The 14,719-nt window shown below is 43.0% G+C and carries 9 protein-coding genes and 1 pseudogene; 8 read left to right on the top strand and 2 right to left on the bottom strand.

Annotation, left to right across the window (positions count from 1 at the left end; genetic code table 11):
• Positions 1–166: 166 nt before the first annotated feature.
• A pseudogene (locus SORDD25_RS07330) lies at positions 167–1,025 on the bottom strand (5'-nucleotidase, lipoprotein e(P4) family).
• 367 nt (positions 1,026–1,392) lie between these two features.
• Between SORDD25_RS07330 and SORDD25_RS07325 the strand changes: the two are divergent.
• From SORDD25_RS07325 to SORDD25_RS07295, 7 genes are read left to right on the top strand one after another with little or no spacing between them, the layout of a single operon-like run.
• A complete protein-coding gene (locus SORDD25_RS07325; RefSeq protein ID WP_061853188.1) occupies positions 1,393–2,397 on the top strand; it encodes a uroporphyrinogen decarboxylase family protein in 1,005 nt (334 codons plus the stop codon).
• Positions 2,398–2,408: 11 nt separating this feature from the next.
• Positions 2,409–2,612, top strand: a complete 204-nt coding sequence (locus tag SORDD25_RS07320; RefSeq protein WP_061853187.1) for a hypothetical protein — start codon at positions 2,409–2,411, stop codon at positions 2,610–2,612.
• 2 nt (positions 2,613–2,614) lie between these two features.
• On the top strand, positions 2,615–3,613 hold the full coding sequence (locus SORDD25_RS07315; protein ID WP_061853186.1) for a uroporphyrinogen decarboxylase family protein: 999 nt from the start codon (positions 2,615–2,617) through the stop codon (positions 3,611–3,613).
• 11 nt (positions 3,614–3,624) lie between these two features.
• Positions 3,625–4,503: a transporter substrate-binding domain-containing protein gene (locus tag SORDD25_RS07310; protein WP_000037003.1), complete on the top strand. Its 879-nt coding sequence runs from the start codon at positions 3,625–3,627 to the stop codon at positions 4,501–4,503.
• A gap of 32 nt (positions 4,504–4,535) precedes the next feature.
• A complete protein-coding gene (locus SORDD25_RS07305; protein ID WP_061853185.1) occupies positions 4,536–5,228 on the top strand; it encodes an amino acid ABC transporter permease in 693 nt (230 codons plus the stop codon).
• A 3-nt stretch (positions 5,229–5,231) separates the two neighbouring features.
• Positions 5,232–5,954, top strand: coding sequence for an amino acid ABC transporter permease (locus SORDD25_RS07300; RefSeq protein WP_061853184.1), 723 nt, complete (start codon positions 5,232–5,234; stop codon positions 5,952–5,954).
• Positions 5,955–5,963: 9 nt separating this feature from the next.
• Positions 5,964–6,728, top strand: coding sequence for an amino acid ABC transporter ATP-binding protein (locus SORDD25_RS07295; RefSeq protein WP_061853183.1), 765 nt, complete (start codon positions 5,964–5,966; stop codon positions 6,726–6,728).
• Positions 6,729–6,930: 202 nt separating this feature from the next.
• On the opposite strand, the gene SORDD25_RS07290 is transcribed toward SORDD25_RS07295, so the two are convergent.
• On the bottom strand, positions 6,931–10,647 hold the full coding sequence (locus SORDD25_RS07290; protein ID WP_061853182.1) for a pullulanase: 3,717 nt from the start codon (positions 10,645–10,647) through the stop codon (positions 6,931–6,933).
• Positions 10,648–11,089: 442 nt separating this feature from the next.
• Between SORDD25_RS07290 and rpoB the strand changes: the two genes are divergently transcribed.
• The gene (gene rpoB, locus SORDD25_RS07285) at positions 11,090–14,701 is read left to right on the top strand and encodes a DNA-directed RNA polymerase subunit beta (protein WP_061853181.1); all 3,612 of its coding nucleotides are present in this window, start codon (positions 11,090–11,092) and stop codon (positions 14,699–14,701) included.
• The last annotated feature ends 18 nt before the right edge of the window (positions 14,702–14,719 follow it).

Here is a 14,719-nt window from a genome sequence, read left to right as displayed (position 1 = left end):
GTCTGTTTTAGGGCTTGACAAAAAATACGCTTGATTACATAATCAGCGTGAGCTGTGAGCTGTGAGCTGTGAGCTGTGAGCTGTGAGCTGTGAGCTGTGAGCTGTGAGCTGTGAGCTGTGAGCTGTGAGCTGTGGTTGGTGTAAACTGGTAGATAGCTCTCTTATTTTATTTATCAAAACCTTGTAAGTTTTTTTGGCGCTCTTCAGTTTGACCCTTGGCATCCAATTTATTACCATTGTAAACAGTGCTTTCCCATGATCCGTACATTGGGTTAGGGAAAATGATGAATTTCTCACCAAACTCTTTTTGTAATTCCTCTAATTTTTGGTCGCGCTCAGTTTCAGAGGTCTTTGAAAACTCTGCAAAGTCCACAAGATTGTCTCCTAGTAGCATGACTAAGTTGGTTTTTTCTTGGACTGCTTGTCTACGACCTTCTTTAGATTTGACGCCTTTTTCTAAGAACATGAGATGATCGCGGCTTTGTACAGGAATTCCTTCGTTTTCTAGGTTTTTGATCGTATCATCTACCTGATCTATCGTGCGGTCAGATACATAGTAAATTTGGACACCGTTTTTGTCTGCAAATTGGAGAAAGTCTTTAGCACCTGGTACAGCCTTGGTTGCAGCTTTTTTTACCCAGACATCCCAGTTTTCTGGGGTAAATGCTGTTCCGTCTTTAACATTTTGCGCTTGATAAGGGCTATTGTCTAATACGGTTTCGTCCAAGTCCAAAACGATAGAGTAGGGTTTATCTGTCTGTGTTTTTAGTAGTTCTTTCAAACGATCAGTAGCGACATTGTAACCTTGTAGATAGAGTGCCTTGGTCTCAGCCTGCTTTTTGATACCAAAGAGTTGACATAGTATTTTCTCTTGAACGCAACTGATCATAGGTCATTGTAACCTGATTGTCAGATGTACTACTTTGTGTTGTCTGTGAATTTGCCGAATTTGTGCCACAGCCAGTCAGTAAAATGACGGAAGCAAGTGTAGAAGCAATTGTAATGGTAACTTTGGATATTTTCATAATCCCATCCTCCTAATAATAGTCTATTAATATAGCAGCGTTTTCGTGGGATTTGTGCAAGGAAATATCGAGAGAAAAGAAATTTTTCAGTAGTAATTTGGTATTAGGATAAAATTATGTACTTAATTTTGGAATGAAGATGGATATAAAAAAATTCAATCAGCTTGATAGAAAATCTATATCAACTCCTTTTTGAAAAATAGATGAAAATAAAGTGAATCTTTGAAAGGCTAGTAACATCAAGCTTTTCAGGGATTTTTTTCTTTATAGATATAAAAATTTTCAATCGAGTTGATAGTCAATATATATTGGGAAAAGGGGAAAAGGAGTGGTAAGATGGTTTCAATCCAAATGGAAGGAGAAAGGTATGGCAAGTAAAAGAGATCTAGTCTTTAGAGCGATTCGAGGTGATGAAGTGGAAAGAGTTCCTGTGGGATTTTGGTTTCATTTTGTAACACTCGAAGAAAAGGGGCAGGGATTAAACAATCCACGTATCTTTCAAAAAAGTGTTGATGGGCATCGCAACTATGTGGAAAGGATTCGCCCTGATTTTGTCAAAATTATGAGCGACGGTTTTTTCCTTTATCCAAGTAATGTCTATAGTCCTAAGATCGCAAGCATTCAGGAGCTGACTTCTATTGAGTCGATTGGTGAGGAACACCCATGGATTCAGCAACAGGTGGAAGTGGTACAAGCAATTCGAGAGACCTTTACCGAAGAGATTGCTTCTTTCTACAATATCTTTTCACCGATCTCCTACCTCAAGCGCTGGTTCCGTACAGAAACTTCGCGAGGGGATAAGGAAGTAGCTGATCTATTGCTAGAAAATCCTGAGCAATTCAAAGCTATTCTAGATGTGATTGCAGGAGATATTGCTATCCTAACTCAGAAAATCATCCAGCAAGGCGGTGTTGACGGGATTTACCTCAGCACTCAGGAAATTCAAGATGAGCGCATCGCACCAGCACTCTACCAAACCTATATCGAACCGAGCAATATAGCGATTTTGGAGGCAGCCAATCAGGTTGGTGGGACCAATATCCTCCATATCTGTGGTTTTGAAGGTGCGAGCAATGATGTGACGCTATTTAAGGATTATCCAGCGCAAGTTGTCAACTGGGCGACTCATCATGAGGAGGTTAGTTTGACACAGGGTAAGGAGTTGTTTCCGGGTAAGGCCGTTTTAGGTGGATTTGAAAATGGCAAGAAAAGCTTGCTTTATCAAGGTTCCAAGGTGGAATTGCAAGATGAAACAAGACGGTTGCTGGCTGAAGCGGGTAGTAAAGGCGTTCTTCTGGGAGCTGACTGTACTGTTCCAGATAACTTTGACTTAGAGAGGTTGGACTGGATTCGGCAGGCAGCTGTTCTCTAAAAGGAGGAGCTATGAAAAGTAAAAGATGGGGTATCTTTATTGCAGTTGTCGGTTTGCTTGCCTTTGTCGCCATAAGCGTCGTAAAAAATGGGCACTGCAAAAATGGAGAGAGATGTCATGGAGTTCAGGATTTTTCCAAGTCCAGTCTCCCCTTTCTACGCTCGAATGATATCGCAAGCAGTTTATTAGTTGAAAAAGTAAGGAATGGAGAATAAGAATGTCAGAAAAAAGAGAATGGGTTTTAAAAGCATTTAGAGGTGAAAAGGTTGATCGTGTGCCAGTTGGCTTTTGGCATCATTTCACATCCGAAGACGAATGGCTACACGGTTTCTCAAATCCAGTCATTATCGAGAAGAATATCGAGGGCCATAAGCGCTTTATACGAGAAGTTCAGCCAGACTTTATCAAGTTAATGAGTGATGGCTACTTTGCTTATCCAAATCCAGCGATTGCCAAAGACAAATCACTTCAAGAATTGGCGACCATTCAACCACTTGGATCAGAGCACGCTTGGATAAAAGAGCAGGTGGCCTTGGTTAAGAAAATCAAGCAAGAGTTTACAGAAGATATTGTTGCTATTTACAATATTTTTGCTCCTGTGACCTATCTCAAGTGGCTACTAGGGGAAGTATCTGGTGGCGATGACCTTATCGCGGACTTTCTGGTGGAAGATCCTGAAGCCCTTAAAAAGGTGTTGGATGTGATTGCAGAGGATATTGCGAGTCTCAGTCGAGCTGTCATCGAAGAGGCTGGTGCAGATGGAATCTACCTCAGCGTGCAAAGCATCCAAGATCAACGAGTGTCAGCAGCAGATTATCAAGCCCTCATTGCACCTAGCGAGATAATTGTTCTGGAAGCAGCTAGTGCTGTTGATGGTGTTACTGTTCTTCATATCTGTGGCTACGAGGGAGCGCGAAATGATATTCACCTTTTTGCAGACTATCCAGCCCAAGTCTTTAACTGGGCTGTAGGACCAGATGGAATCACTCTCAAGGAAGGTCGTGAGATTTTCAAGGGGCGTACGGTTCTTGGAGGATTCGAAAATGGCAAGACAGGCTTACTGTATACTGGTAGCAAGGATGCCATTCAGGCTGAGGCAAAGAAACTAGTTGCAGAAGCTGGGGAACAGGGCTTGGTACTTGGGGCAGATTGTACCATTCCAAGTGATATCGCAGTTGAACGTATCCAGTGGGTGAGAGAAGCGCTTGAAAACTAAAGGAGAAAAAGATGAGTAAAAAAGCATGGATTATCGGTGGTGTAGCAGTTGTTGCAGTAATTGGGGCGACGATTATCGGGAGAAGTTTAGCTGGCGCTCCAGCCAAGGAGGGAGAAACGGCTTCGTCTGCTGAAGTCATAACCTTGAAGGTTGCCCATACACAAAACTATGTACCTTATGACTTTGTCAATGAAAAAGGGGAATCAGATGGTTATGAAGTAGCTGTTTTGAAGGCTGTTGATGAGAAATTGGCAAACTATCAATTTGAATATACGGGTACCAGTGATGACGACCTCTTGATTGGTCTAGAATCAGGTAAGTATGATATCGGAACCAAGGGAGCTTGGTACACAGACGAACGAGCTAAAAAGTTTGTCATTCCATCTGAACCAGTCGGAGCGAGCATCATCGGATTTACTGTCAGAAAAGAAGATGAACAGAAATACAAAACCATTGATGACTTTGCTAAGAATAAAGGGAAATTGGTTCCCATCTCTCCACAGAATGCCCAATGGAATGTTATCACCAGCTACAATGAAAAACATCAGGATGCACCGATTGAGCTAACAGCAGCTGAATCCTTTAAAGTGGCAGATGCCTATGCCTGGGTCTTGGAAGGACGTTATGACGCCTTCTTTGATATCAAACTGTCCTTTGAAAAAGCAGTTACTGCAGAAGATGGCCCTTACCACCAATATGCGGATAAACTCAGCTGGTTCCCATACAAGGGCATTCCAACTTATCCCTTGATTCACCGTGATGAAAAGGGTGAGAAATTCGCTAAAGAATATGAAAAAGCAATCAAAGAGTTGAAAGAAGATGGTACGCTTGCTAAGCTATCTCAGCAATACTTTAAAGAAGATGTCTTTAGTTATGTAGACAAAGACTAGGTCAGAAATTCCAAGACTAGAAAGGGTTTTGCATGGTTTCTTATGATTTTTCCAAGGTCTTTCAGTTTTTACCGAGCTTATGGCAGGCACTTCCTATGACCTTGTCCATTCTCTTTTTTACCACTCTTCTTGGTTCCCTTTTTGGAGGTCTCTTGGCCTGGGCACAAGTAGGAGAAGACAAGAGTTTTGCAGCGATTTCCAAAGGCTATATCTTTACCCTACGTTGTACACCGCCGATTGTCTTGCTTTTTCTAGTCTTTTATGGCTTGCCAGAATTTCTGAAATGGTGGCTTGGTTTGGATATCAACAACTGGTCTAAAACTATTTTTGTTCTCCTGACGATGATTCTCCTGTTTGCAGCTATTGTTGCCGAGGTTTTCAAGGCGGCCTATCAAGCTATTCCAAAGGGACAGAAAGAGGCCGGGCTTAGTATTGGTTTGACTCCAAGTCAGACTTTTTGGAGAATCATTTTTCCCCAAGCTTTTCAAGTTGCTCTTCCCAATATAACGACCGCTATACTCAATCTCATGCGGGATGCTGCCTTGGCTTATACGATTGGTTTTGTTGATGTTATGGGGGCGGGGAATCTCTTGATCAGTCGCAATTTAGGGAACTACTCTCTGGAAACCTATACGGCAGTCGCACTTCTTTACTGGGGGATTGCCCTGGTTATTTCTAGCTTGAGTCGTTTGCTTGAGAAGTCTTTGGAAACAAAAGGGAGGTAAGAAATGGATATAGACTATATTGTAAAGACCTTTCTGGAGACCTTGAAGGGTGTGCCAATCACCTTGATTATCATGATTGTGGCTATGGTCTTAAGCTTTTTACCGGCTCTATTTTTAGCCTTGGGGCAGATTTACAAGGTTCGAGGTGTGAGGAGTTTTTCTCTGGTCTATCTGGCATTTATCCGAGCGACTCCTCCGATTTTATTGATTCTCTTCTTTTATAGTTTGTTTCCAAGCCTGCTGAATCAATTTCTCAAAAGCATAGGAAGTGACTTTGATATTTTCCAGCTTGATCCTCTCTACTATGCCTTTATCATTTATAGTTTGATGACAGTCGGGAGTTTATCGGAGATTTTGCGTTCAGCGATCTTGACGGTGGACAAGGGACAACTAGAGGCGGCGCATGCGATTGGGCTGACTACGCCCCAGGCCTATCTAAGGATTGTTTTTCCTCAAGCCTTGCGCTCAGCCTTGCCTAACTTGGCCAATCTGGTGATTAATATCGTCAAAGGGACCTCTCTGGTCTTTGTAATGACTATCAAGGATATCACCGCTATTGCTCGTGTAGAAGCGTCCTACGGTTATCAGTATTTTGAGTCTTATTTTGTAATATTTTTGCAGTATATTTTGATTTGTGGTTTGATTCAGTGGAGCTTTTCTATATTAGAAAAAGGCTATGTGAAAAAAGAAAAGAGAGCGAAAGCATCTAGCGCGCGTTTTGTATAGGAGGACAGGATGTTACAAGTAGAACATATCGCAAAAACATTTGGTGAGAGGCAAGTCCTGGAGGATGTCAATCTCCAGGTCAACCAAGGGGATGTCGTCGTTATTTTAGGACCATCAGGTTCGGGGAAAACGACTTTTCTCCGTTGTCTCAACCACTTAGAAAAAGCTGATAGCGGCCGTTTGACCTTGGCAGGAAAGACCTATGACTTAGCCAAATTAAGCAAGAAAGACATTCTAGAAATTCGCCAAAAAACAGCCTTTGTTTTCCAACACTACAATCTCTTTGCAAATAAAACTGCTCTGGAAAATATTCTAGAAGGCCTCATTATAGCTCGTAAAGTTCCCAAGGAAGAAGCGCTCAAACGTGCAGAATCTGCCTTAGAAAAAGTTGGTTTACTGGCCTATAAGGACTACTACCCTTCTCAGCTATCTGGAGGGCAACAACAACGAATAGGAATTGCGCGTGCCATTGCCGTTAAGCCCGAGGTCATTTTGCTAGATGAACCAACATCGGCACTAGACCCTGAGTTGGTTGGAGATGTTTTGGATGTTCTGAAACAGTTGGCGGGAGAAGGTGTGACCATGGTGGTCGTCACGCATGAAATGGGATTTGCTAGAGATGTCGCTAACCACGTTATTTTTATGGATGGAGGCCGTATCGTAGAGGAGAACAATCCCCACGATTTCTTTAGTCGTCCACAAGAAGAACGAACCAAGCAGTTCCTGGCTCGCATCTTATCAGATGCTAGCTATAGTGTAGAATATATGATTTGATAGACAAGTGTATCATAAAAACAACACCCCATAACTAGAAGATTCTTCTGACCATGGGGTGTTTTCTCTATAGGAGGGTTAGGTTATATTCTTTGAAAATATCTTCAAACCAGGTCAACTTCGCCTTATCTACAACCTCAAAGCTGTGCTTTGAGCAGCCTGTGGCTAGCTTTCTAGTTTACTCTTTGATTATCATTGAGTATCAGTTTTCTTTCTTGTTTTTTATCAACCATCCAAGTCCGAGAAGGGCAAGGATACTGAATCCAGCAAGGGCAAGAAGTGATTTGCTCTCAGTTCCTGTGTTTGGAAGGAGGTTCTGAGAGTGAGCCTCTGCAGCAGTTTCTTGAGTTTCAGGATTGGCTGCTAGGTTTTGAGCTCGGCCTTGTTCTGGTTCAACTTCTAAGCTAGAAAGATCAAATTCTGGTTTTTCTTCCACAGCTGGGGCGACAATAGCACCGCCTTGAGACAAGCGGAGAACAACGGCAGTGAGAGCGTTCAATTTCAAGCCTTTTTCAGTCCATTCGAGACCTTGAGGTTTAGCGATTCCTACTGGTCTGGCTTGATTTTCATCTGCGAGGACTTCGGCCTTTCTCAAGTGAGCAAAGGCAGTTCCCAAGTTGAATTCGCGAGCCTTATCATCCGCATTGACAAAGACAGCGTAGATATCACCGTTTGGAGCAGTAATTTGGTAGCCGATGACCACGTCTTCTTTTTCAACGCCATTTTGTCCTGGCACAGTAATGAGGTGGACGCGCTCCTTGATATCTTGCAGACTCTTGAGTCGGAAGGCGTCTGTAGATTGACGAAGAGCGATCAATCCTTTCATGTAGTCACGACTCTTGACATTTTCAGGATATGCTTTGCCATCTGTAGCCTTGGTCCAGTCAAACTTGTTGACAGCATCACTAGAGTCATAAGAGTCATGGATAAAGTAAGGATAGACAAATGGCTTGCCGTCCTTGTCGCGCAACAAGTGAGACTTGTTTGGAACCTTATCTTCAGGAACAGGAGTCTTATAGGCTGGATCAAGGAATTGTTTGGTACGTCCATATTCCTGCCCAGAGTGGATAAACGGAGTTCCTTGAGCAGTCAAGACCATGAGGTTTCCAAGTCGCAAACGACGATGGATCTCAGCGTAGTTTTCAGCCTTGCTTGGGTCTTTTTTGATCGACTGGGCAATGATGTCAAAGAGGGTCAAGTTATCATGGGCTGCGATATACTGGATAACATCTCCAGGGCTGTCTGCTTCAAAGTTAGTTGGTTGAGCAATCAGATTTTTAAAGATAGTGTTGATATCTCGCTTGCCACCTGTGATAAAGGCAGGTTGGCCTTCATTTGGATAACCAGATTTGAGGTTGTTACGGATATCATCTGAAAAGACAGCGACAGTATCTGTGTGTTTCATCCAATCCTGATCAGCAGGTTTAGTAGGCGTATTTTCATCACCAGCATAGGTTCTCCAACCTTCACCTAGCATGATCAGGTTTGGATTGAGGGCGCGTGCAGCCTTGTATGCTTCTTCGATTGAAGCCGCATCATGATCTCCCATCATATCGAAACGGAAGCCATCCACTTTGTAAGTTTCAACCAGGTACTTGATAGAGTCAACTAGGACTCGTTTAGACATGTAGTGGGTTGTTCCTAAACGACCGCCTCCAAAGCTAGTACGTGGAGTTCCGTCTGCGTCCATGAAGTGGTAGTAGTTTGGCTCAATATCCTCAAAAATATCAACATTGGCAGTATGGTTGTAAACTACGTCTAAGATAGCACCCATGCCACGTTTATGAATCTCGTTGACGAGGTTTTTAAATTCTGCGATACGTTTTTCTGGGTCCTTAGGATTACTTGAGTACATACCAGTCAAGGAGAAATAGTTTTGAGGGTCATAACCCCAGTTGTAGTTGCTGTTGCTTGAAGCATAGGCAGACAAACGTTCTTGGTTTTTCAATTCATTAACATAGTAGTAAGACAAGACTGGGAGGAGCTGGATATGAGTCACGCCCAAGTCTTTGAGGTAGTCTAGTTTTTCGATAAAGGCTTCAAAGGTACCAAATGGTTTAGTTAAATCTTTTGCGATGGCAGGATCTGAAGTAAAGTCGCGGACATGTGCCTCGTAGATGACAGCATCTTCACGTGATTTGAAGTTGCGAATCTTACCATAGGTCAAGTCTTGTGGACCTAGTTTTGCTGGGTCCACAAAGGCAGCTTTAGCAACTTTATGGGCGGGGTCTGTTTTTGCTAGATCACTGTTCCAAGCCGCTAATGATTTGGCATAAGGGTCAAGAACGAGAACGGTTTTACCTTGGCGCTCGATCTGGTAGTGGTAGTAATAGCCAGTGTAGTTGCTGATACCTAGACCAGAGTTTGCGTCCAAAGTTTGTTTCCAGGTTCCTTTTTCTCCCTTTTCAAGAGCGACTGTTCCGACAACTTTTTCAGGATCTTTCTTGTCGTAGACGACAACTGAAACCTTATCAGCACTTGGAGACCAGAGGGTAAGGTCGACACGCTTGCCATCTTCTTTTAGGGTTGCGCCGAGTGGACCGTCATAACTGTAGGTCTCATCCTTGAGGCGCCAACTTGAACGTGTGGTAAAACGGTCTGAATCGTAGGCAACTGTATAAGGATTTTGAGTATCAAAGAAATCACCAATGTAGGTTACTTTTTTTCCAGCTTCATCGAGTTCAACATCTGCTATATCAACCTTGTTTCCTTGATGGTCCGTAATGTTTGAACGTTTGAGGATATCTTCTTTCTTGGCTCCAACTAGTGTAGAGAAACTACTTTCGATACGAGATTTTGCCACGTGTTGGGCACCAGTCATGCGAATATCGTGGGCATAGTATGGGTTGGTGTAGATGGTTTCATCATCATCCTTAAGGAAAATTTGACTATGGTTTTTCAGATCAGTGAATTTATAGTCTTCTTTTCTGATTTTCACGTCATCGCCTTTCTTGCTTTCATCTAATAGTAAAAATCCAAATTCTCTAGCAGCTTCATTGAGAGGAATATCAATGTAACGACCGTGTTTTCCAGTTGCTGTAAAGTCTGTTCCATCAGGCCATTCACCATTACTTGGGTTCTTGACATCTCCCCAGTACCAGAGAGATTTCTTATCATAATTACCATCAGTACGGTAGTAGTTGACGCGGACGGTTCCCGCAGGCTGAGGTTGATAGTTGTAAACTTTGTAGTTTTCATCTAGCCAAGCTTCATTCATTTTTGGAGATAGACGCTCTACAGAACGATCTCCAGTAAGATTATCGCCTTTTGTATTGTTGATGAGGAAGCTGACTTTCTTGGCTTGTTCATTTTTGAGTTTGACATCTAGGTAATAGCCGTAGTCATCTTGCTTGGCATCCTTGAAGGACTTGGCTCCATTTGGCCAGTTTTCAGATGGTTTTTCAACATCGTCCCATGTCCAAAGACCTTGAGAATCCTTGTTTTCTTCAGGGAGTTTTTTTACATGGATGCGGAAGTAGTTGTCTGCGATGGCTTCTTCAGAATATGTGTCAGCTTGTGGTTTTTGATCTGAAGTTGGCGTTGAAGTGCTGGCATCTACTTTCTCTTCCTTGCTGTTAGCCTGGCTTGTGCTAGCATCTTCTGTTTTAGGTGTTTCTAGTGCTGTAGTAGTTTCCGCAGCTGGAGCTTCCTTTTTAGAATCAAGGGAAGCGTTTGCATTCTTTTGTTCAGAAATAGGCGTTTCCTTTTGAGTTTGACTCGTTTCAGTCTCAGTAGGGGCCTTGGTCACAGCGCTGGTATTTTCCTGAGTTTGAGGAAGGTTTTCATTGGCCGAAATAGTTGGCATTGTAGCAGAAAGCAGGACAATGCTGGCACCAATGAGGACAGAACCAGTTCCGTTTTTCAAGGAACGGATACCGTAAATCATTTTTTTCTCAGTTTGAGATGGGATCTTTTTCATCACAATTCTCCTTTTGTAGTTGTTCCCTAACAGTATAGCACGAGGTAAACATTAGTGCAAGCGTTTTCCTAACTTTTAAGAGAAAATATAATGCTTCATTCTCTTGAAATTTTAAAATAATATATAGGAAAAGATTGTTTAAAAAGTAGTAAAAAAACCTTGAAAAATCTGGCTAAATAAGGTATAATAAGAACAATCATTTGTCGTAGGTTTTGTCTGAAATATTGTCCAGACAAGGCTCACAGCAGTTAAATCTTCTGAAAAAGTCAGATTTAGCTGCTCTTTTTGTGCTTTTTTTCAGGTTTTTGAGTGCTTGTAACAAAGATTTAAAGATTCTGAAAATTCGTCAAAGGGACACGGTGATAGGGGTTTTTAAAACCATATGACGATTAGAAAAGCCTGATTGACAAGGCTTGGAATTTATTTACAAAGGAGAATCATCTTGGCAGGACATGACGTTCAATACGGGAAACATCGTACCCGTCGTAGTTTTTCAAGAATCAAAGAAGTTCTTGACTTACCAAATTTGATTGAAATTCAAACGGATTCATTCAAAGATTTCCTAGATCACGGTCTTAAGGAAGTATTTGAAGATGTATTGCCAATTTCAAACTTCACAGAAACTATGGAGTTGGAATTTGTTGGCTATGAAATCAAGGAACCAAAATACACGCTCGAAGAAGCACGTATCCACGATGCTAGCTACTCAGCACCAATTTTTGTAACCTTCCGCTTGATCAATAAAGAAACAGGCGAAATCAAGACACAAGAAGTCTTCTTTGGTGATTTCCCAATCATGACCGAAATGGGTACTTTCATCATCAATGGTGGTGAACGTATTATCGTTTCTCAGTTGGTCCGCTCACCAGGTGTTTACTTTAACGACAAAGTAGACAAGAACGGTAAAGTGGGATACGGCTCAACTGTTATCCCTAACCGTGGAGCTTGGTTGGAACTTGAAAGCGACTCAAAAGACATCGCTTATACTCGTATCGACCGTACTCGTAAGATTCCATTTACGACCTTGGTTCGTGCACTTGGTTTCTCAGGTGATGATGAAATCTTTGATATCTTCGGTGACAGCGAATTGGTTCGCAATACTGTTGAAAAAGATATCCACAAGAATCCAATGGACTCTCGTACAGACGAAGCCTTGAAAGAAATCTACGAACGCCTTCGTCCAGGTGAGCCCAAGACTGCTGAAAGCTCACGTAGCTTGCTTGTAGCTCGTTTCTTTGACCCACGTCGCTATGACTTGGCAGCAGTTGGTCGTTACAAGATCAATAAAAAACTCAATGTTAAAACACGTTTGCTCAACCAAACCATTGCGGAGCCATTGGTAGACCCTGAAACTGGTGAAATCTTGGTAGAAGCTGGTACCATTATGACTCGTAGCGTGATTGAAAGTATCGAGAGTCACTTGGATGGCGACTTGAACAAGATCGTTTATATTCCAAACGATGCAGCTGTTTTGACAGAACCAGTTGTCCTTCAAAAATTCAAGGTTGTTGCTCCAACGGACCCAGACCGTGTTGTAACCATCATCGGAAATGCCAATCCAGACGACAAGATTCGTGTTGTAACTCCTGCGGATATCCTTGCAGAGATGAGCTACTTCCTCAACTTGGCTGAAGGTATCGGACGTGTGGATGATATCGACCACCTTGGAAACCGTCGTATCCGTGCAGTTGGTGAATTGCTTGCCAACCAAGTACGTCTTGGGCTTTCTCGTATGGAACGTAATGTCCGTGAACGTATGTCTGTTCAGGACAATGAAGTTTTAACACCACAACAAATCATCAATATCCGTCCTGTAACAGCTGCGGTTAAAGAATTCTTTGGTTCATCACAGTTGTCACAGTTCATGGACCAACACAACCCGCTTTCTGAGTTGTCTCACAAACGCCGTTTGTCAGCCTTGGGACCTGGTGGTTTGACTCGTGACCGTGCTGGATATGAAGTTCGTGACGTGCACTATACTCACTATGGTCGTATGTGTCCAATCGAGACACCTGAAGGACCTAACATCGGTTTGATCAATAACTTGTCATCATATGGTCACTTGAACAAGTATGGATTTGTTCAAACACCATACCGTAAGGTTGACCGTGAAACAGGTGTAGTCACAAACGAAATCGTTTGGTTGACAGCCGATGAAGAAGATGAATTTACTGTAGCGCAGGCTAACTCTCGCCTCAACGAAGACGGTACTTTTGCTGAGAAAGTTGTCATGGGACGTCACCAAGGGGTCAACCAAGAGTATCCAGCAGAAGTGGTTGACTACATGGACGTGTCACCAAAACAGGTAGTTGCCGTTGCGACAGCATGTATTCCTTTCTTGGAAAACGATGACTCCAACCGTGCCCTCATGGGTGCCAACATGCAACGTCAGGCTGTGCCTTTGATTGATCCCAAAGCACCTTACGTTGGTACTGGTATGGAATACCAAGCAGCCCATGATTCTGGAGCGGCTGTTATTGCCCAGTATGATGGTAAAGTTACATACGCAGATGCTGACAAGGTAGAAGTACGCCGTGAAGATGGTTCATTGGACGTTTACCACATCCAAAAATTCCGTCGTTCAAACTCAGGTACTGCTTACAACCAACGCACGCTTGTTAAAGTTGGCGATGTCGTTGAAAAAGGCGACTTTATCGCTGACGGACCTTCTATGGAAAAAGGGGAAATGGCGCTTGGACAAAACCCAATCGTTGCCTACATGACATGGGAAGGTTACAACTTCGAGGATGCCGTTATCATGAGCGAACGCTTGGTCAAAGACGATGTCTATACATCTGTCCACCTCGAAGAATACGAATCAGAAACGCGTGATACAAAGCTTGGGCCTGAAGAAATTACTCGTGAAATTCCAAACGTTGGTGAAGATGCTCTTAAAGACCTTGACGAAATGGGTATTATCCGTATCGGTGCTGAGGTTAAAGAAGGGGATATCCTGGTAGGTAAAGTCACACCTAAGGGTGAGAAAGACCTTTCAGCTGAAGAACGTCTCTTGCACGCTATCTTCGGAGATAAGTCTCGTGAAGTCCGTGACACTTCTCTTCGTGTACCTCACGGTGCCGATGGTGTCGTTCGTGATGTTAAGATCTTTACCCGTGCAAATGGAGATGAGTTGCAATCAGGTGTTAACATGCTAGTTCGTGTCTACATCGCTCAAAAACGTAAGATCAAGGTCGGAGATAAGATGGCCGGACGTCACGGAAACAAAGGGGTTGTCTCTCGTATCGTTCCTGTAGAAGACATGCCTTATCTTCCAGACGGAACTCCAGTCGATATCATGTTGAACCCACTTGGGGTTCCATCACGTATGAATATCGGTCAGGTTATGGAACTCCACCTTGGTATGGCTGCTCGTACCCTTGGTATCCACATCGCGACACCAGTCTTTGACGGAGCAAGTTCGGATGACCTTTGGGAAACTGTTAAAGAAGCAGGTATGGATAGTGATGCCAAAACAATCCTTTACGATGGACGTACAGGAGAGCCGTTTGACAACCGTGTATCAGTTGGTGTCATGTACATGATCAAACTCCACCACATGGTTGATGATAAATTGCACGCTCGTTCAGTCGGACCATACTCAACCGTTACCCAACAACCACTCGGAGGTAAAGCTCAATTTGGTGGACAACGTTTCGGTGAGATGGAAGTTTGGGCTCTTGAAGCCTATGGTGCGTCAAACGTCCTTCAAGAAATCTTGACTTACAAGTCTGACGATATCAACGGACGTTTGAAAGCTTATGAAGCTATTACAAAAGGAAAACCAATTCCAAAACCAGGTGTTCCAGAATCCTTCCGAGTTCTTGTCAAAGAATTGCAATCTCTTGGTCTTGACATGCGTGTCCTTGACGAAGATGACCAAGAAGTGGAACTTCGCGACTTGGATGAAGGAATGGACGAAGATGTCATCCACGTAGATGACCTTGAAAAAGCCCGCGAAAAAGCAGCCCAAGAGGCTAAAGCAGCCTTTGAAGCTGAAGAAGCTGAGAAAGCAACAAAAGCGGAAGCAACAGAAGAAGCTGCTGAACAAGAATAAGCAGTTCACTTAGAATAG

The organism is Streptococcus oralis (assembly GCF_001579525.1).
Taxonomy (GTDB): Bacteria; Bacillota; Bacilli; order Lactobacillales; family Streptococcaceae; genus Streptococcus; species Streptococcus oralis_M.
The sequence above is the reverse complement of the archived record's forward strand: the minus strand, read 5'-3'. Positions and strand labels throughout refer to the sequence as shown.